The 19,837-nt window shown below is 61.6% G+C and carries 16 protein-coding genes; 5 read left to right on the top strand and 11 right to left on the bottom strand.

Annotated features, from left to right (window positions below; all coding sequences use genetic code 11):
- Positions 1-11 precede the first annotated feature (11 nt).
- On the bottom strand, positions 12-1,139 hold the full coding sequence (locus EJ079_RS00355) for a BMP family ABC transporter substrate-binding protein (protein WP_127807751.1): 1,128 nt from the start codon (positions 1,137-1,139) through the stop codon (positions 12-14).
- A gap of 288 nt (positions 1,140-1,427) precedes the next feature.
- Between EJ079_RS00355 and EJ079_RS00360 the strand changes: the two genes are divergently transcribed.
- Both EJ079_RS00360 and EJ079_RS00365 read left to right on the top strand, forming a co-directional pair.
- Positions 1,428-2,102, top strand: coding sequence for a GntR family transcriptional regulator (locus EJ079_RS00360; protein WP_127323185.1), 675 nt, complete (start codon positions 1,428-1,430; stop codon positions 2,100-2,102).
- A 332-nt stretch (positions 2,103-2,434) separates the two neighbouring features.
- On the top strand, positions 2,435-3,526 hold the full coding sequence (locus EJ079_RS00365) for an IS481 family transposase (RefSeq protein WP_245481779.1): 1,092 nt from the start codon (positions 2,435-2,437) through the stop codon (positions 3,524-3,526).
- A 172-nt stretch (positions 3,527-3,698) separates the two neighbouring features.
- On the opposite strand, the gene guaA is transcribed toward EJ079_RS00365, so the two are convergent.
- The 4 genes from guaA to EJ079_RS00390 form a co-directional block, all read right to left on the bottom strand.
- Positions 3,699-5,261, bottom strand: coding sequence for a glutamine-hydrolyzing GMP synthase (gene guaA / locus EJ079_RS00370; RefSeq protein WP_023809008.1), 1,563 nt, complete (start codon positions 5,259-5,261; stop codon positions 3,699-3,701).
- Positions 5,262-5,316: 55 nt separating this feature from the next.
- On the bottom strand, positions 5,317-5,985 hold the full coding sequence (locus tag EJ079_RS00375; protein ID WP_127807752.1) for a 5'-methylthioadenosine/S-adenosylhomocysteine nucleosidase: 669 nt from the start codon (positions 5,983-5,985) through the stop codon (positions 5,317-5,319).
- 147 nt (positions 5,986-6,132) lie between these two features.
- A complete protein-coding gene (locus EJ079_RS00380; RefSeq protein WP_013530371.1) occupies positions 6,133-6,591 on the bottom strand; it encodes a PaaI family thioesterase in 459 nt (152 codons plus the stop codon).
- Between the two features lie 126 nt (positions 6,592-6,717).
- Positions 6,718-8,007, bottom strand: a complete 1,290-nt coding sequence (locus EJ079_RS00390; RefSeq protein WP_127807753.1) for an RsmB/NOP family class I SAM-dependent RNA methyltransferase — start codon at positions 8,005-8,007, stop codon at positions 6,718-6,720.
- A gap of 180 nt (positions 8,008-8,187) precedes the next feature.
- On the opposite strand from EJ079_RS00390, the gene EJ079_RS00395 reads away from it, so the two are divergent.
- Positions 8,188-8,865: an MIP family channel protein gene (locus EJ079_RS00395; protein WP_013530368.1), complete on the top strand. Its 678-nt coding sequence runs from the start codon at positions 8,188-8,190 to the stop codon at positions 8,863-8,865.
- A gap of 341 nt (positions 8,866-9,206) precedes the next feature.
- On the opposite strand, the gene EJ079_RS00400 is transcribed toward EJ079_RS00395, so the two are convergent.
- A complete protein-coding gene (locus EJ079_RS00400) occupies positions 9,207-10,211 on the bottom strand; it encodes an acyltransferase (RefSeq protein WP_127807754.1) in 1,005 nt (334 codons plus the stop codon).
- A 229-nt stretch (positions 10,212-10,440) separates the two neighbouring features.
- Here EJ079_RS00400 and EJ079_RS00405 point away from each other — a divergent pair, with 229 nt between their 5' ends.
- Positions 10,441-12,081, top strand: a complete 1,641-nt coding sequence (locus EJ079_RS00405) for a sulfatase-like hydrolase/transferase (protein WP_127807755.1) — start codon at positions 10,441-10,443, stop codon at positions 12,079-12,081.
- A gap of 317 nt (positions 12,082-12,398) precedes the next feature.
- Entirely contained in the window at positions 12,399-12,767 is a 369-nt protein-coding gene (locus EJ079_RS00410; RefSeq protein WP_127807756.1) for a LysR family transcriptional regulator, read from the top strand.
- Between the two features lie 22 nt (positions 12,768-12,789).
- Here the strand turns inward: EJ079_RS00410 and EJ079_RS00415 are convergent, their stop codons facing one another.
- From EJ079_RS00415 to hisS, 5 genes are all read right to left on the bottom strand, one after another.
- Positions 12,790-13,893: a calcium:proton antiporter gene (locus EJ079_RS00415; protein ID WP_127807757.1), complete on the bottom strand. Its 1,104-nt coding sequence runs from the start codon at positions 13,891-13,893 to the stop codon at positions 12,790-12,792.
- Between the two features lie 69 nt (positions 13,894-13,962).
- The gene (locus tag EJ079_RS00420; protein WP_127807758.1) at positions 13,963-15,735 is read right to left on the bottom strand and encodes an AMP-binding protein; all 1,773 of its coding nucleotides are present in this window, start codon (positions 15,733-15,735) and stop codon (positions 13,963-13,965) included.
- 331 nt (positions 15,736-16,066) lie between these two features.
- Positions 16,067-16,765: an ATP phosphoribosyltransferase gene (gene hisG / locus EJ079_RS00425; protein ID WP_127272183.1), complete on the bottom strand. Its 699-nt coding sequence runs from the start codon at positions 16,763-16,765 to the stop codon at positions 16,067-16,069.
- A complete protein-coding gene (locus EJ079_RS00430) occupies positions 16,762-17,883 on the bottom strand; it encodes an ATP phosphoribosyltransferase regulatory subunit (RefSeq protein WP_127318596.1) in 1,122 nt (373 codons plus the stop codon). The genes hisG and EJ079_RS00430 overlap by 4 nt, the downstream gene beginning before the upstream one ends.
- 60 nt (positions 17,884-17,943) lie before the next feature.
- Positions 17,944-19,446, bottom strand: coding sequence for a histidine--tRNA ligase (gene hisS, locus EJ079_RS00435; RefSeq protein ID WP_127396370.1), 1,503 nt, complete (start codon positions 19,444-19,446; stop codon positions 17,944-17,946).
- Between the last annotated feature and the right edge of the window lie 391 nt (positions 19,447-19,837).

A 19,837-nucleotide genomic window follows, 5' to 3' on the forward strand; every position in this document is an offset into this window, starting at 1 on the left:
ACCCCCTCAGATCAGGCGGTCGAACCGACGACGCCCTCGACCAGATAATCCATGCTTTCGAGCTCGATCGCGGTCTCCGGGAATGCTTGGCTCGCGGTGGCGACGACAGCCCCCTTGTTGCTCTTCAGCGGTCCCTTGATGACGGCGAAGCCGCCGTTCATCATTTCGGCCAGCGTGGCGTCGAACTGCTTGCGCGTCGGCTCGCCGACGGCGGGACCGAGCGGGCTCATCTTGACGAAGCCGTCGGCCAGGCCACCGCGCGTGAAGTTGGGCAGTGGCGTGCCGGCGACGAGGTCGTCGACGAACATCTTGTAGACCTTGGCCCAGTTCCACTCGGCCCCGGTGAGGTATTTTTCCGGCGCCAGCGGGCTCTGGTTGGCGTGATAGCCGCACACGAAGGCCCCACGGCCGGCGGTCGTCTCGACCACCACTTTCGGGCTATCGACATGGCAGCTAATAACGTCGGCGCCCTGGTCGACCAGTGCGTTGGTGGCTTCCGCTTCCTTGACCGCCAGCGACCATTCGCCGGTGAAAATGACCTGGCAAGTGATGGTCGGATCAACCGAGCGCGCGCCGAGCAGGAAGGAATTGATGTTGAGCAGCACCTGCGGGATCGGCTTGGCGGCGACGAAGCCGAGCTTCTTCGTCTTGGAAGTGTGGCCGGCGACAACGCCGTTGAGATACTGGCCCATACCGATATAGCCGAAATAGGAGCCGGCATTCATCGGGTGCTTGGCCTTGTCCCACATGCCACCGCAATGGCGGAACTGCACGTCGGGGAATTTCGTGCACATGGCCAGCATGTGGGGGTCGAAATAGCCGAACGAGGTCGGGAAGATCAGCGAGGCGCCGTCGAGATTGATCATCGATTCCATCGTCTTCTGGACGTCGACCGTCTCCGGCACGTTCTCCTCCTCGACGATGGAGATGCCCTCGATACCCTTCAACGCCGCCGCCCCTTCGGCATGCGCCTGGTTGTAGCCGTAGTCGTCCTTCGGCCCGACATAGATGAAGCCGACGGTGGCGGCAGCGGCAAAGGCCCTGCTGATGGGGAAGGCAGCGGACGCAAGCCCGAGTGCGGCTCCAGCGGCGGAGGTCTTGAGTAGCTCGCGGCGGTTAAGCGTGAATCTCGCGGTCATTGTGAATGCTCCCCTGTAGGACCCTTTCCGGGCCGGTTAACATGCCGTCAACAAAGTGCATGCAATCGCCATGCCAGTTTCTTTGGCGAAATTAATTAATGGAATCAGTCGTACATTTAAAAGAGCCTGCTTATGTAGCGGGCAATTGCATGCACTTCTTGCCTTGAAAACAGCCAATTTGACAGGCAGATTAAAATAGAGGCATACAGGGGTATGTTGAGTCGATGGGCCGCTGCGTCGACCCTCCACAAGAAGACGGGCGGAGGAGATTTGTCGGGGAAGCGCAACTTGATCAGGTCGGGCAAGACCGTGGATCAGATGGTGAGGGCGATCGGGGACCGGATCGTCACCGGCTACCTACGCCCCGGCGAAAAGCTCGACGAGACCTCCCTCGCCGCCCGCTTCGACGTATCACGCACCCCGGTCAGGGAGGCGCTCGGCCACCTCAGCGCCATGGGGCTGGTCGAAAGGCGGCCCAACCGGGGTGCTATCGTGGCTGTCGTGACGCAAGAGCATCTCGCCTCGATGTTCGAGAGCATGGCCGAACTGGAGGCGATCTGCGCGCGCTTCTCGGCCGAGCGCATGACCAGTGCCGAGCGCCGCTCGCTCGAAATCGAGCATCAGGCTTCGGCGCGGATGGTGCAACTGGGCGCCGAGGAGGACTACGAGTATTTCAATACCGAGTTCCACACCCGGCTCTATCGTGGTGCCCACAACCCGCATATCCACGATCTCACCGTGATGACCCGCAGCCGGTTGGCACCCTTCCGGCGCGCTCAGTTCATGCTGCCCGGACGGTTGGCCAAATCCTGGCAGGAACACGAGTTAATCGTCACCGCAATCATGCGCGGAGACGGCGCTGCTGCGGGCAAGGCCGCCAGGGATCATGTCTCTATCGTCAGCGAGGCGAGCGCGGTGTTCGCGGCTGATGGCGGCAAGCCAGTTCGGCGGGACGTGGCCTGAAAATTCCGAACATCCCGAATCTCGGGACGATGTCTGCTTCCAGGCGGCGCACAGTATCGCGCAACGGCTGATATGAGGCGCTACGCTGCTCGGCAGCAAGGCTTTGAAGCAGCATGGTCAACCAGACCGATATACGTGCCCCAGTTGGTATTCTACGTCGAGGCGTGAGCGATGAGGGACTAGATGTTTGATCCCAGATTTTGATGGGCATCCTTGTCCTCCGAATCAAGGGATGCGCTATGGGCCAGGTTCTTCATGGGAGCGCCACGACGACAGAGGCGGTCCGTCGAGCGATACNGGGCATCCTTGTCCTCCGAATCAAGGGATGCGCTATGGGCCAGGTTCTTCATGGGAGCGCCACGACGACAGAGGCGGTCCGTCGAGCGATACAGCATAGTCAAGAGAGCCTGAGGGCGCTGGCGAAGCGCTACGGGGTCAACCAAAAGACTGTTGCCAAATGGCGGGAACGGACCTCGGTGGCAGATTTGCCGACCGGTCCGAGAGAGCCTAGATCGACAGTGCTCTTGCCCGARGAGGAGGCCGTCATAGTCGCCTTCCGGCGCTACACTCTGTTGCCACTCGATGACTGCCTCTATGCCTTACAACCGACGATCCCACACCTGACGCGCTCATCACTGCATCGCTGCCTGCAGCGCCACGGCATCAGCCGCCTGCCGGACGTAGAAGGCGACAAGCCGGCGAAGAAGAAGTTCAAGAGCTATCCGATCGGCTACTTCCACATCGACGTCGCCGAGGTGCGCACAGAACAGGGCAAGCTGCACATGTTCGTCGCTATCGACCGCACCTCGAAATTCGCCTTCGTCGAACTGCATGAGAAGGCCACCACCGCCATATCGAGAGACTTCCTACTGCGCCTGATCGCGGCCGTGCCCTACAAGGTCCACACTGTCCTCACCGACAACGGTATCCAGTTCACGACGCCCGGCGCCGGCGGTTCGGCCGTGCCATTGATCAAGGAGGCCATCGCAAACGGCGAACGCTTCTGGGYCCATGCCTTCGAATACGCTTGCGCCACGAACGACATCGAGCACCGAACGACCAAGGCAAGGCATCCGTGGACCAACGGCCAGGTCGAGAGGATGAACCGGACTATCAAGGATGCAACCGTCAGGCGTTTCTATTACGAGAGCCACGACCAACTCCGCCAGCACCTTGCCGACTTSATCTCGGCCTACAACTTCGGTCGCAGGCTCAAGACCCTCAAAGGCCTTACGCCCTACGAGTTCATCTGCAAGGCGTGGGCGTCACAACCGGAACGCTTCAAACTCGATCCCAACTTCGGTCGCAGGCTCAAGACCCTCAAAGGCCTTACGCCCTACGAGTTCATCTGCAAGGCGTGGGCGTCACAACCGGAACGCTTCAAACTCGATCCGCTCCAGCAAATGCCGGGACTAAACAGCTAGAGCACTCCCGCCCTCTAAAGCGATTTTACATCATCCGGAAACTGGGCGCAGATCGAACCACCGAGGCAGAAACGGAGAACGCCAGCTCTGCGGAGTAAGGTACGGACTGCAACAACATTGCGCGACGGCGAAATTCGCCGCCGAAACTACGCTATTGCCGCCGTTTGTACCCTCACTCCCACTCGATTGTTCCCGGCGGCTTCGACGTCACGTCGTAGACGACACGGTTGATGCCGCGGACTTCGTTGATGATGCGGGTGGCGGCGGCGCCGAGGAAGGCCATGTCGTAGTGGTAGAAATCCGCCGTCATGCCGTCGACCGAGGTGACGGCACGCAGCGCGCAGACGAACTCGTAGGTGCGGCCATCGCCCATCACGCCGACCGTCTGCACCGGCAGCAGCACGGCAAAGGCCTGCCAGATGGCGTCGTACAGGCCGGCCTTGCGGATCTCGTCGAGATAGATGGCGTCGGCCTCGCGCAGGATCTCCAGCTTTTCGCGGGTGATCCCGCCTGGGCAGCGGATGGCGAGGCCCGGGCCGGGGAATGGATGGCGGCCGATAAAGCTTTCGGGCAGGCCGAGCTCCTTGCCGAGCGCCCTCACCTCGTCCTTGAACAGTTCGCGCAGCGGCTCGACCAGCTGCATGTTCATGCGCGCGGGCAGGCCGCCGACATTGTGGTGCGACTTGATCGTCACGGACGGGCCGCCGGTGAAGGAGACGCTTTCAATGACGTCGGGATAGAGCGTGCCCTGCGCCAGGAATTCGGCGCCGCCGAGTTTCTTGGCCTCTTCCTCGAACACCTCGATGAACAGCCGGCCGATGGTCTTGCGTTTTTTTTCCGGGTCCGACTCGCCCTCGAGGGCGTCGATGAAACGGTCCGAAGCGTTCACCAGAATGAGCGGCAAATTGTAATGCTCGCGGAACATCGCCACCACGCCCGCGGCCTCGTCCTTGCGCATCAGGCCGTGGTCGACAAGGATGCAGGTCAGCTGGTCGCCGACCGCTTCGTGGATCAACAGCGCCGCAACGGAAGAATCGACGCCGCCCGACAGCGCGCAGATGACCTTGCCCTTGCCGACCTGCTTGCGGATCGTCTCGACCGCGTGCTCGCGGTAGGCGCGCATGGTCCAGTCGCCCTCGATGCCGGCGATGTTGTGGACGAAATTCCTGAGCAGCCGGGCGCCGTCGGGCGTATGCACCACCTCGGGATGGAACATGATGCCGTACATCTTGCGCTCGATGTTGCCGAAGATGGCGAAGGGCGAGCCCTCGGACTTGCCAAACACTTCGAAGCCCTTGGGCAAGGAGATGACGCGGTCGCCATGGCTCATCCACACCTGATGGCGCTGGCCGGGCGCCCACAGGCCCTCGAACAGCGGGCTGTCCTTTTGTATCTCGACGAAGGCGCGGCCGAACTCGCGATGGTCGGAGCTTTCGGCGACGCCGCCCATCTGCACGCACATGGCCATCTGGCCGTAGCAGATGCCGAGCACCGGCACGCCGGAATCGAAGACGATCTGCGGCGCGCGCGGGCTGCCGATATCGCCGGTAGAAGCCGGGCCGCCGGAGAGGATCACGGCTTTCGGATTGATGCGCTTGAATGCCGCTTCGGCCGACTGGAACGGCACGATCTCGGAAAACACGCCGGCCTCGCGGATGCGGCGGGCGATGAGCTGGGTGAACTGGCTGCCGAAATCGACAATCAGGACGGTGTCGGGATGATTGGCTGTTTTCATGGCGAGCGTTTAGAGAAAGAAACGAGTCGACGCAATGGGTTGCTTAGCCCGACTTTCAGGCTGTTCCGGCATCTTCATGGGGTGGTTCCGTCCGGAGGGCGCCGTCGCCGATCGCCTGTTCGAGCCGCATGACGGCGTCGGCCAGCTTCTCGTCGATGACTTCAAGATATTCGGTCCAGTCGCCGACATGCCTGAGATCCGCCGCCCCGTCGGAAATGCCGCGCAGACCGATCAGCGGAATGTCGAACAGCTGGCAGGCGCGCAGGCAGGCGAAGGTCTCCATGTCGACCATGTCGGCGGCAACAGCATCATAGGCCGCGCCAGTGATGATCGCGCCGCCGGTCGACAGGGTCGCCTGCTTGATGTCCGGTATCTTGAAGGGCAATGGCACGGTTACCGGCAGGTCGAGGAAGGGGGTGGCGCCCTTCTCGAAGCCGAGCGGCGAAGCGTCGATGTCACGGTAGCTGACCGAAACCGCCTGGTAGATTTCCGTCTGCTGCAGCGTCCGGCTGCCGGCTGAACCGAGCGAAACAACGAGATCCGGCAGTGCTTTTTGCGATTTCAGCCAGGAGAGTTCAGCACCCAGCCTGACGCCGGCCTCGACCGGACCGACACCGGTCATCAGCGGCGTGAACAGCTGCTTGAGGTGCGGGCCGTATTCGGCCTGCGCCGCCATAACGAAGAGGACGTCCTTGCCCGACAGGCGCGACACTTTACCGGTCATGATCTATTCCTCTCTACCCAATCACCTACACTGGAGGTCAGAACGGCGACGTGCCCTCACCGGCGCCCAGCCCTCCGCTATGGCTCCGGGCGTTCGTTGCTCGGAAAGCCCATTTGGGGGCTTTCCGTCCGCTTCGCGGACGGCTCCTCACCCTTCTATGCCATCACGCCCGACCACCGTCATCATGGTGCCGGTCATGGTGGCGATCAGCTTGGCCTCGCCGTCGGCGGCAAAGGCGTAGGCCTGGCCGTCGGCGACGATGATGGTGCGGCCTGGCTTGGTCACCGAGCCGCGGAACAGGAAGCGCTCGCCCCTGCCCGGCGCCAGGAGGTTGACCTTGAACTCGATGGTCAGCACGCCGGAATTTTCCGGCATCAGCGAAAAGGCGGCATAGCCGCAGGCCGAGTCCAGCGCCGTCGAAATGACACCGGCATGGAGGAAGCCGTGCTGCTGGGTCAATGCCGCCGAATAGGGCATCTCGATCTCGATGATACCGGGCGTCACCAGCGTCAGTTCGGCGCCGATCGTGGCCATCGCCTTCTGACGCGCGAAGGAGGTCCTGACGCGATCCTCATAGTCCGGGGCGGGTACGATCTTTGCTGCCATTGCCGCTGCCTTCCTTTACGCGGATAAGCTTATTGCAGAGGCATGGACGGCAGGCAAATGCTTTTGCTGCACTGCACAATCGACCTGGCCTGCCGGCCGGCGCAACGCATCCGTCGGGAATTGGATTCAGGCCGATCTGCGTAACGCACAGAGATAAAACCCATCGGTGCCGCTGAGCGCCGGCGACAGCGAGATGTCGCCTTTGGCGCCGATACGTGCGGCTGCCTCATGGCCGGGAAAACGGCTGTCCCAGAGCTGGCGGTGGTCGACGGAAACAAAGCCGCTGTTACGGTTCCGAAAGGCCGCGATCTGCTCACCGTTTTCCTCATCAAACACCGAGCAGGTGATGTAGACCAGCAGGCCGCCTGGTTTGACATAGACTTTGGCCGCATCGAGGATCGCCGACTGCTCGCCCTTGCGTGCATCGAGCTGCCTTTGCGTCAGCCGCCATTTGGCATCGGGACGGCGCCGCCAGGTGCCGCTGCCGGTGCAAGGCGCGTCGACCAGCACGATGTCCATGTGGTTGCCGAGCGGCGCGAGTTCGGCCGGCTTGGTGACGATCTGGACATTGCGGTTTTCAGAGCGGCGGATGCGGTCGAAGATGGGCGCCAGCCGTGCTTTTTCGGCATCATGGGCAAAGATCTGGCCGCGATTTTCCATCGAAGCCGACAGTGCCAGCGTCTTGCCGCCGGCGCCGGCGCAAAAATCCAGCACCTGCATGCCGGCTTCGGCCCCGGCAAGGGCGGCCGCGATCTGCGAGCCTTCGTCCTGGACCTCGAACCAGCCCTTCTGGAAAGCCGGCTCGGCCTGCACGTTCGGGTGCCGGCCGTCGCCGTCGATCGGCGGGATGCGGATGCCGTGTGGCGCGATTGCCGAGGGTTTCGCGCCGGTTCCCGTCAGTTCGGCCAGTACCTTGTCGCGGTTGGCCTGCAAGGTGTTGACCCTGAGGTCGAGCGGCGGGCGCGTTGCCAGCGCGGCGCCCTCGTCGGCCCAGGTCGAGCCAAAGGCTCGCTCGAAAAGCGGCGCGCACCAGTCCGGAACATCCGCCCGCACCGCGGCCGGCGCATCGTCAAGCCGGCGTTCGGCGATGGCCTGAAGCTCGGCGGCGGTCAGCAGCGGCGGTGCGAACTTGTCGCCATCGAGCGCCTCGTTGAGCGATTGTGCCGTCTGGCGCCATTCGAGCAGCAGCGCGCCGAAGCCGATGGCGCGCGGCGTGTCCTGCCCCAGCAGCCAGCCGGCGGAACGCTTGTGGCGCAAGGCGTCATAGACGATGTTGCCGATCGCCGCACGGTCGCCGCCGCCGGCGAAGCGATGCGACAGGCCCCAATCCTTCAGCGCGTCCGCCACCGGCCGGTGGCGCCGGCCGATGTCTTCCAGCACTTCGATGGCCGCAGCCAGTCGTCCGCCCAGTCGCATGGTCTTGTTCCGTCACGCAGAAAATTATTCCGGCCCTGCTCTAGAGCGCGCAACCGGCGCGCACAAGCAGGTCGGCCTGCACAACCGCTCTGCTTTCCAAGTTTTCTGGTTGCGAATACTCTTCCGGTTGTGATTCGCGGCGCGCAAGGTGGACCGGCGGATCGACACGAGGAGAGGGCAATGAAGACTTATCTGGCGGAAGTTCTAGGCACATTTCTATTGGTGTTCATCGGTACGGCTTCTGTGGTGACGGGCGGCTTCGGCGGCGCGCTGCCGCTCGGCCAGGAAGGCATCGGTCTGGCGTTCGGCATCGGCCTCATCGCGGCGGCCTATGCGATCGGCCCCATTTCGGGCGCGCATCTCAATCCGGCGGTGACGCTCGGCGTCTTCCTTGCCGGCCGGCTGCCGGCCAAGGACGTGATCCCCTACTGGATCGCGCAGGTCATCGGCGGCGTCCTTGCTTCGCTGGCGTTGTGGATCATCGTTTCCGGCCAGGTTGGCGGACACACCACCGGCTTCGGCGCCAATGGCTGGGATGTGACGAAATGGGGTGTCAGCTCGGCATTCCTGTGGGAAGTGATCGGCACCTTCACCTTCGTCACCGTGATCCTTGGCGTCACGGCGGAAAAGCACTCGACGGCGTTCGCCGGACTGGTCATCGGCCTGACGCTGGCAGGATTGCACTTCGCCATCATCCCGGTGACCGGCACCTCGCTCAACCCGGCCCGCTCGATCGGTCCGGCACTGTTTTCGGGAACTGCCGCGATCGGCCAGCTCTGGCTGTTCATCGTTGCACCGCTGATCGGCGGCGCCATTGCCGGTGTCGTCGCCAAGGCGCGCATCTTCGAGAAGGACTGAGCTCTTCGGAAGGCTGAATATGAAAAGGCGCGGGCCATGGCCCGCGCCTTCGTGCTTGGCATAATGGAACCGCCAAGTCTTCTATTCCCCAATGACGACTTAAATAGGCTCGGCCTTAGATGGCAACTTTGTGCAGCATCGCTGACGTTGCGACCAGCTTTGCCATTTCTTGAACCGGCCATTGCATGAGTGCCGCAGATTGATTGGGACCGTAGACGGGCGCTGAGCTTGCTCGGATGCTCGGTTGCAGTCGTGTATGTGCTTTTCCGTGATCGCGTAAGTGAAGCTCCGGATTTTCAGGTGTTGAAGCCGCATTTGCGTAGGGCGACGGATAAGCCGGATTAGGCCATTGCGAAGCGATTTCGCCGCCATGACTGAAACGGCTTTTCGAGGAAGGTCCAAGACAGTGCGGCGATCGCAAGCGAAAGTACAAGCGTCACGACAAGGACCATGCGCCAGTCGTTGGTGTACATCAACGCCGCTCTGGAAATCGGATAGTGCCATAGATAGACCGAATACGAGATGATGCCGATATAGACGATCGGCCTCCATGCAAAAGCACGGGCTATCATCGTTTCATTGTTGAGCAGCGACACGACGAGGCCGGCCGACGCCATGTCGATAAGCGGTTGCAGATAGGCGGTCGATACAGGCTCTTGTGTTGCCACGAACGCAAGAACCACAAGCGCACCCAAAGACGACAGCCCTACGATATTGGCGTGCCGACCCTTGAGGCTGATGCCCGAAACAGACACTAATGCGCCCAACAGCAGACCAGAGAGCCGAGTGTCGAAACGGAAAGCAGTCATCTCGAACTCGGTGTAGTGATAAGCATTGCCCAGCCGCCAAAGCGTTGCCACGACGAACGCTATCGCAAGCGCCTTGATCCTTGACCTTTGGGCGAGCTTTGCCAGCCCCAGCACCGCCATCGGCCAGATCAGGTAGAAATGCTCCTCGACCGCAAGCGACCATGTGTGACCAAGCAGGGGAATGACGCCATGGAGCGCACTTACATAGTCCGCGAGATACAGAATCGAGATAGCGACGATCAGCCCAATAGGGACGTCCGGCCAGAATAGCGGCCCGATTATCAGGGCTGCGGCAAGCAACATAACAAGGGGCGGCATCAGCCTAACTGAGCGGCGCAGCAGAAACGCTCCGATCGCGATGGTGCCCGTACTGTCGGCCTCTCGCATCAAGAGCGACGTGATCAAAAATCCGCTCAAGACAAAGAAGATGTCAACGCCGATGAAGCCGCCAGGCATCCATGGGCTCTGGGAGTGATGCACGACAACCAGCATCGCGGCGAGTGCCCTGACGCCGTCTAAAGCTGGATTTCGTATCACTCAAGCATTACTCCCGCCAAGAAGACTTTAATCCTACCTTAGAACATCACGGCGGACCAGCCTTCTATGGCTGTCCGGCACCCTAAAAGGCAGGTTGCTTTCGCCCTACGACATTAGCTTTTTCTAACTTAACAGATCGTTCAATGAGGAAAAATTTTCTGCATCTCCTTAGTATAGTTTTAAATGGTTCTCGATATTCACTTCGGACATCACCGTTCGAGTGCAAGGCATGCGCGGAATTCCTGCGGTTTCTTCCAGGCCAATCGCATCATTGGTTAGCGCAGCGACGGTGGGCTCGCTCACCTGGCTCGTATCGCTAATCAATCTCTCGGAGAAAAGGCTGCTTGTCATCCTTGGCCTTTGCGCTCTGTGGGCGCTTCTGTTGCTGGATTGTCAGCAAGGCGCCAAGACAGATCAGCCAAGACGCAGGTGGTTCAGCATCTATCTATCGCTCATCCCCTGCTTCCTGTTTCTTTTCTATGTCTATCTTGAAAGCGTTTTCGGCTATTTCGATTGGGCCGCGATGTTCATGCATGTCGGTGCCGGGGTTCTTACCCCCGGCGTCGTTCTTGAATGTTTGATGAACACCGGAAACACGATACTGGTCATCTTGGTCGTGCTTCTCGGTCTCGGCGCGCTAAAGGCGCGCGGCACACTGACAAGGAGATTAGACGTCGCCCTGATGGCGTTCTTCCTGGCGGCAAACCCGATGCTGACGCGCCCGATCGCGGCGGCGGTCCATCTCAACCCGCTGCATGATTTCCTGTCCAAGCACTTCGTCGATATTACCTCGTTGACGAAACCGGCCGCGGGGGCGTCCGTGACCGCCGTGCCGAAGAACCTCATACATATCTTCATCGAGAGCGCCGAACGCACCTACATGAACGAGGCGACGTTTGGCGATGTCATGGGTCCGCTGCTCGAATTCGACAGGCGTAGCCTCTCAGCGACCAACATGGTGCAGCTGGCCTACACCAACAATTCCATCGCGGGCATGGTCGCCGCGAATTGTGGAACGCCGCTGCTGATGTCGTATTTCACAACCCGCGAGTATCTGGAGGAGAATTCGCAGTTCCTGCCAGGCTTGACCTGCTTGGGCGACGTCCTGAAGTCGCGGGGCTATCGGCAGAGCTTCGTTTCCGGTTGGCCACTCGGCTTCACCGGTCAGGGGGCATTCTATGCCACCCATGGCTACTCATCGCTTTTTGGGGGATCGGAAGTCGTCGCTGCCGTCGCCGGGTCTGGCAGCACTTTTGGCGCCAGCGACGCCCAGGTTCTGGATATGAGTTTCGACATTTTGCGGCGCGCGCAGCGAGACGGCAAACCGCTCGCGCTGACGATCGCCGTCAGTGGTGGGCACGCGATGGACGGCTATCTGACGGACAAATGCATCGGCAAGACCGGACTTTCTCCGCAAGCCCCCAATATTCTCCATGCCGTCAAATGCACGAACATGCTCATCGCGGACTTCATTCACAAAGCCGAGGCAGAAGGGCTGATGGCGAATACCGTTCTGGTGCTGCAAAGCGATCACCTCAGCGCGCCGAGCACGGTGACGGATCAGTTGAACAGGTTTGAAAGACGCAACTTTTTCTCCCTGTCGGGCGATGGCATTCGCCCCCGCACATATACCGGACTTTCGAGCGTGGTCGATATATTCCCGACTATTTTGGACGCTCTAGGCGTGCCGCTCCCGAATGGCAAGGCTGCATTTGGCGTCTCGCTGCTCGGGGATCGACCGACAATGGTCCAAGCGCTTGGGCAGTCCCAATTCGATGACGCGATCTATGCCGACGATGTTCTCGTCAGATCATTCTGGCAACTGAAGCCGGCACGGACGGCTGCGGCGTCCGAGGCTGAACCTCGCTAATGCGAAGCACATGCCGGCTGAGCACTCGACATCGGTTCGCCTCTTAGTGCTCCCCGTATTGAAACCGGACGTTCCACGATGTGCATCCAGCCGTCGGCATCATCCCCTCGCGGGTCTTGTTGTCGTCAAGGCTACCCGGACCAGCCGTCCCGATTGCCGTCACCTCAGTAACCCGACCGCGCGGGAAAGGAACTTCGAAGCCATTGCAGGATTGACTGGAGCCGCATGTCCTTCAGTCTCCGGAACCGTGCTAGAGATTGCTACCGATTGAATAGCGCCTGCTGTTTCGAGGTCCCCCCTGCTGGTTCGAGGTCCCATTGACGAAACGGTTATCGGATTTCGACATTGGCTTGCTGCTGACACTCGACGCGCTGTTGAAGCACCAGAACGTCACCCATGCGGCGTCGAGATTGAACATTACCCAATCGGCCTTGTCGGCCCGCCTGACGCGTCTGCGTCAATTGCTGAACGACCCCCTCTTCACAACGGCGGCGTCTGGACGGGGAATGATCCCGACGCCTCACGCTCCTAGGAACTTCAGCGGCTTGCCGGTCACCGTCACCGGCAATTCGGCGCGGAAGCGGAAACGTCATCTCAGGCAAAGGGCGGTCGTCTGCAGCTCGCTGTCGGCTTCCAGGCTGATGAACCCAAGCAGTCCGTTGGCGGCTGCCTCGTGCCGCATCTAATTACCAGCCTGGGCCAAAGTTTTCATGGTACAAATATAAGAAATATATATGTAAGAAATACCACGATATGGACAGCGCCCGTCAAGAATGTTGTTCTTTCAGTGCTAAAACTCACATTGCATATGAAGAGCGCTAAAAACAAAAGCACTGTGTCAGTCGCTGGAAGCCCCAGGGTTAACCCTCTTCCCGTCAGCAGGCTGGCGGCTGCGACCGCCGGTATGGTCAAACCAATTGTGGCGCAAGCGGAACCCATCGCGACATTCAAACCGCGTTGCAGCTCATTGTTGAGTGAAGCGCGAACCGCGGAAATTGCCTCTGGCATCAAAACCAGCCCGGCGATCAATGCCCCCACAATGCTGTCAGCCTGTGTCACCTGATAGGCAACGAGCGTATCCTCGACGCTTGCGGCGACCTGCTCGGCGAGCATGACAATGCCAATCAGCCCGATCAAAAGCAGCAATGCGCCGGCAAAGACGCTTTCGTGAGGGGCAGTCCGCAGCGAAACACCGTGGGCCTGCCCTTCGACAAAGTCTTCTCGGTGGCGGACAGTCTGCGCGAACACAAAACTTGCATAAAGCAGCACCGAAAGCACGCTCACAAAGCCAAGTTGAGCTGCCGAAAATGTGCCCGGCCCCGTAGCTTGTGTGTAGGTTGGCAGAATAAGCGTCATGATGGTCAGCGCGATCAGAACCGCGAGATATGCGCTGGTCCCTTGTCGAACAATTGCCTGCTTGCGATGACGCCAGCCGCCAAGCGCGAGACAGGTGCCGACGACGCCGGTGGATGCAATCATCACTGTTGAAAAGACAGACTCACGTGCAAGCGTAGGGTTGTTCTCTCCATGCAGCATCATGGAAACGATGATCGACACCTCGATTGCCGTCACGGCAAAAGTCAGCACCAATGTGCCGTAGGGCTCTCCTACACGCCGAGCCACCGCCTCGGCGTGGTCGAGGACCACGAAAATGGTGGTGAACATAATCGCACTCGAAAGCGCTCCGACGAGTATCCTGGCGCTCAGCGAACCTTCGTCTGCCGACAGCCCGCCGGCTCTGACGGCGACAGCCATCACCAAAGCGGCCAGCGGCATCGCATATGAAGTCATCGAACGTCCGAAACCGCTCATGCAAGCCCCTGCGCGCTGCTGCGAACCGTGGCTGCATTCGCGCACCGACAGATCGAAGCGTTCACCCGTTCACGCCGTCTTCTGCGTCACCAACCCCAGCTCCTCCACCATCGCCTCGCGCATCAAAAACTTCTGCGGCTTGCCGGTCACCGTCATCGGCAATTCGGTGCGAAAGCGTATGTGGCGCGGGATCTTGTAGTGGGCGATCTGGCCGGCGCAGAAGTTCTTGACCTCCTGCTCGGTGGCAATCTGGCCGGGCTTGAGTACGATCCAGGCGCACAGCTCCTCGCCATATTTGGCGTCGGGAATGCCGAACACCTGCACCTCCTTGACCTTTGGATGGCGGTAGAGGAATTCCTCCACCTCTCTGGGATAGACGTTCTCGCCGCCGCGGATGACCATGTCCTTGACCCGGCCGACGATGTTGCAATAGCCCTCGGCGTCGATGGTGGCGAGGTCGCCGGTGTGCATCCAGCCGTCGCTGTCGACCGCCTCGCGGGTCTTGTCGTCGTCGTCCCAGTAACCGTTCATCACCGAATAACCGCGCGTGCAAAGCTCACCCGGTACGCCGACCGCAACGGTAGCGCCATCGGCATCGACCGCCTTGACCTCGACATGGGGGTGAATGCGCCCGACGGTCGAGACGCGCTTTTCCAAGGGGTCGTCGACGCCGCTCTGGAACGACACCGGGCTGGTCTCGGTCATGCCGTAGGCGATGGTCACCTGTTCCATATGCATCAGCGACACCACCTTCTTCATCACCTCGATCGGGCATGGCGAGCCGGCCATGATGCCGGTGCGCAGGCTGGAGAGATCGAAGGCGGAAAAATCCGGATGATCCAACAGGGCGACGAACATGGTCGGCACGCCGTAGAGCCCGGTGCAGCGTTCCTGAGCCACTGCCTTCAGCGTGGCGCCGGCGTCGAACCCTTCTCCCGGGAAAACCATGGTGGCGCCTTTCGAGACGCAACCCATCGTGCCCATCGACATGCCGAAGCAGTGGTAAAGCGGCACCGGGATGCACAGCCGGTCGTCGACGGTCAGCTTGATCGCCGAAGTGACGAAATTGCCGTTGTTGATGATGTTGTTGTGGGTCAGCGTCGCGCCCTTGGGGGCTCCCGTGGTGCCTGAGGTGAACTGGATGTTGATGGCCTCGCCCGGCTTCAGCTTCTCCGAGATGCGGTCGAGGCTGTCATGCTCGTCACGCCCGGCCATGGCCAGCACGTCGCCGAAATTGAACATGCCGGGCGAATTCTCATCACCCATGCGGATGACGATCTTCAACGCCGGCAGTTTTTGCGCCTTGAGCTTGCCCGGCGTGGCCTTCGCGATCTCGGGTGCCAGCGTCTCGATCATGCCGAGATAGTCTGACGTCTTGAACTTGGCAGCGGTGACCAGCGCCTTGCAGCCGACCTTGTTCAGCGCATAGTCGAGCTCGGTCAACCGATAGGCGGGGTTGATGTTGACCAGGATCAGGCCGATGCGGGCGGTGGCGAACTGCGTCACCAGCCATTCCCAGCGGTTGGGCGACCAGATGCCGACGCGATCGCCCTTTGCCAACCCCAGTGCCAGGAAGCCGGCAGCCAGCGCGTCCACCGTGTCCGACAGTTCGCTCCAGGTGAAGCGCTTGTCCTGATCGACGAAGACAGCGGCGTCGAGCGTGCCGTATTTGCTGACGGTGTCGGAAAACAGCGCGGGGATGGTCTTGTCGAGCAGCGGCACGCTGCGTTCTCCAGAGACATGCGCCCTGTTGTCGACGGGTGCGACGAAGACACCGCCAGCGCGCGCTCCGGGTCCACGCAAATTGCTGGCGTTCTTCAGCTCGTCGAGATTGACCGGCATCGCTCTCTCCTCCCGGGACTAAGTGCGTCGCGCTGAAACAGAATCATGCGACGCGTTCTAGGTCCTTGCTTTTATGCATGTCGTTCTCCCAAAACCGAGATCACTTTGGGCGACATGCATTAGCCGAGCCTATCAGCCTGCCGGAGTGGAGGAAATCCCGCCGATAGTCGAGGCAGGGCAACGATCCGGTCAACGATGCTCCGGAGCTTCGCGTTGGCTGACGAAGCGCGCCAAAACGAAAAAACCCGCCTGGGCGGCGGGTCACCGGCGCAAATCAGCACCATGGGCAAAAATGTAGCATAGCTGCCCTCACCGGTCAAGGAAATAATTCCTATCCGACCGCAGCCGCCATCTTCGCCGCGATGTCGCGCAGGACCGCTTCATCGGCCGCCGCCCGTGTCTTCTTCGACGCCACCAGACAGGCCTGCGAGCGCAGGACGAGGCCGTCGCCCAGCACCTTGAGATGATTGGCGCGCAGCGTCGAGCCGGTGGTTGTGATGTCGACGATGACATCGGCCAGACCGGCCGCCGGCGCGCCTTCGGTAGCGCCGAGGCTTTCGACGATGCGATAGACCTGGATGCCGTGCTTCTGCGAGAAGAATTGCTGGGTCAGCCGCCAGTATTTGGTGGCAATGCGCAGCCGCCGGCCATGGCGCTGGCGGAAATCGGCGGCGACGTCGTCGAGATCGGCCATGGTGTCGACGTCGAGCCAGATGTCCGGCACAGCCACCACCACATCGGCATTGCCGAAGCCGAGACGGGCGACGATTTCGGCGCGGCTTTCCCAATCGGCGAGGTTTTCACGCACCAGATCCTCGCCGGTGATGCCGAGATCGACGGCGCCCTGGCCGATCTCGCCTGATATTTCGGAAGCCGACAGGAACACCACTTCGACATCATCCAGACCCTCGACGCGGGCGTGGTATTTGCGCTCGTCGCCGGGCAGGCTGACGGCGAGGCCGGCTTTGGCCAGTACTTCCAGCGCCTGTTCTTTCAGTCGGCCTTTCGACGGGATTGCCAGCGTGATCATGGGGCCGTCTCCCGCAATGCCTCGATGCGATCGAGCCAGACAGAAAAGCCGACGCCGGGGATAGGCGTCTTCGCGCCAAGCAAGGTCAGCAGTCGGTCATAGCGGCCGCCGCCGACCAGCGGCCTGTCGCCATTGTCGGCCGCGATTTCGAAAACCAGGCCGGTGTAGTAATCGAGCGGGCGACCGAAGGCGGCGTCATAGCGGATTTTTTCGGCCGGCAAGCCATGCGCTTCGATCGCCTTGGCGCGGGCAGCGAACTTTTCCAGCGCAACATCGAGCGACAGCCCGGCGCCGGTGGCGAAGGTCTCCAGTGCCTGGGCCGCGCTATTGAGCGGCACGTCGATCGCCAGAAAATCCTTCAGCGCGGAAAAGGCCTCGCTCGACAACCGAACGCTGCGCAACTCGGCTTTCTCGATCAGCCGCCGGGCAATGTCGGACGGCGCGCGTCCGGCGGACGCCGACAGGCCCGCCTCTTCCATGCCGCTGGCGATATGGGCGGAAAGACCGTCCAGATCACCGTCGAGGACGAGGGCGGCGACTGGACCGGAGAGCTGGCTGTTGCGCGGCGGGTTGGCGAGATCGGCGAGAGCCGCCTCAAGCATCGGCGCCGAGCCGAACGCACGGGCAAGGCGCATGCGCCAGCCGCGCGGCAGCCCGAGAGCAGCCAGAACCGCCTCAAAAATGGTCTGGTCGCCGAGCGTGATCGCCAGCGCCTGGCCGGGCAGCACCAGCGACAGCAGCGCATGCGCATCGGCCACCGAGCGGGCATCGGCTCCAGCGGTATCGCGGTCACCGAGATCCTCAATGCCGGCCTGGAAGAACTCGTTGCCGCCTTCGCGGCGCTGTCGAAACACCTCGCCCAGATAGGAATAACGGCGCGGCGTGCCGGCCTGCGAACTTATGTGATCAAGGCAGACCGGAATGGTGAATTCCGGCCGCAGGCACAATGTCTGGCCGGTCTCGCTTTCGGTGAGGAAGATGCGGCGGCGCAAATCCTCGCCGGCCATGTCGAGGAAGGGGTCCGCCGGCTGCAATATGGCGACCTCGACGGCGTGCGTGTTGCGCGTGGCGAAGAGGTTGGTGATGTCGGTGGAGATGGCGGGGGTGCGGGAGGTCAACTTGCTGACCTCAGTGCTGCACGACCCTCTGGTCCCAAACCAGAGGCGCCAACGCGACCTCTACTCGCCACGTGCCCTCTCCTCGGCCTGCGCCGCCAAAATCTTCCTCACTTCAGCGACCAGCTCGCCTTCCGCCACCGTCACCTGCGCCGGGCGGGCGGCGCGCCATTCGGCGTTATCGGTGATTTCGGCAGACATGCGCGCGCCTTCGATCAGGTCCTTGATCTGCAGCTCGCCCTTGGCGCGCTCGTCGCCGCCCTGGATGATGGCGACCGGGCAGCCGCGCCGGTCGGCATATTTGAGCTGCGCCTTCATGCCGGCGCCGCCGAGATACATTTCGGAACGGATGCCGGCGGCGCGCAGCTCCGCCACCATCTTCTGGTAGCGGCCGAGGCTGTCGGTGTCCTTGTCCATGACCAGCACGACGACAGGCGCGATCACGTCCGAGGCGTCGAGCTTGCCGAGGTTCTTCAGCGCGGTCATCAACCTGGAGACGCCGATGGAAAAGCCGGTCGCCGGCACAGGCTCTCCACGAAAGCGCGACACCAGGCCATCATAGCGCCCGCCGCCACCGACCGAACCGAAGCGCACGATCTGGCCGTCTTCGTTGGGGATTTCGGCCAGAAGCTCGGCTTCGAGGACGGGGCCGGTGTAGTATTCGAGGCCGCGCACGACGGAGCGGTCCATGGCAATACGGTCCTCGCCATATCCTGCCGCCCTGACCAGCGCTTCAATCGTGGCGAGTTCGCCGACGCCTTCCTGGTAGATGGCGTTCGAACTGACCATGGAATCCTGGCCGGCCTGTATAGTCCTCGCGGTCGCGAGAAGAACCGCCTCGGCCTGCCCGTTGTTCAACCCGGCGCCCTTGGCGAAGTCGCCCTCGCCCTCCTTGCCGCCGTCCCAGCGGCCCGGGCCAAGCAAAAGCTTCACGCCTTCCGGCCCGAGCTTGTCCAGCTTGTCGATCGCGCGCAGGACCGTCAGCCGGCGGCCGCCATTCTCCTCACCGCCAAGGCCGATCGCCTCCAACACGCCGTCCAGAACCTTGCGGTTGTTGACGCGGATGACGTAGTCGCCGCGCTTGATGCCGAGCGCTTCCATGACGTCGGCCATCATCATCGCCATCTCGGCGTCGGCGGCCACGCCCGGCGTGCCGATCGTGTCGGCGTCGAACTGCATGAACTGGCGGAAGCGGCCGGGGCCTGGCTTCTCGTTGCGGAACACCCAGCCGGAGCGATAGCTGCGGTAAGGCTTGGGCAGGCGCTCGTAATTCTCGGCGACGAAACGGGCCGTCGGCGCGGTCAGGTCGTAGCGCAGCGACAGCCACTGGTCGTCGTCATCCTGGAAGGAGAACACGCCTTCGTTCGGCCGGTCCTGGTCGGGCAGGAATTTTCCGAGCGCGTCGGTGTATTCGATCAGCGGCTGGTCGGCCGGTTCGAAGCCATAAAGCTCATAGACCGAGCGGATCGTCGCCATCATCTTCTCGACTGCGCGGATGTCCTCGGCGCTGCGGTCGGCAAAACCGCGCGGCAGTCGCGCTTTCGTCTTTTCCGATTTATCGGCCATGGGCTGGGGTCTTTTTTGCTAAGTAATCGATGACATATTGCGAGTGGGCGTGTCCTAACCGAAGCGGCGAGGACCAGCAAGGGTTTGCACCCTCTCTACGAGGTGGCTAGGAACAGTTCGATAGCTTTGCAAGCACAGCGCCGCCCCTCATCCGCCTGCCGGCACCTTCTCCCCGTATAGTGACGGGGAGAAGAGAGCTGAACGCGGACTCGGGCATTCTCTTGCAACCTGGACGACTGGCGAAACCATCGACGAGGGCGTCCTTCTCCCCGTCGCTATACGGGGAGAAGTGCCCGGTGTCCGAACCGGATAGATAGGTAACAGAATGGACTGATTAGATGGGTGACAGTTTTCTTGTCCGCCGGGAGGACCGGCGATGGTTTGGCGAGAG

It is taken from the genome of Mesorhizobium sp. M7A.F.Ce.TU.012.03.2.1 (assembly GCF_004006095.1).
Taxonomy (GTDB): domain Bacteria; phylum Pseudomonadota; class Alphaproteobacteria; order Rhizobiales; family Rhizobiaceae; genus Mesorhizobium.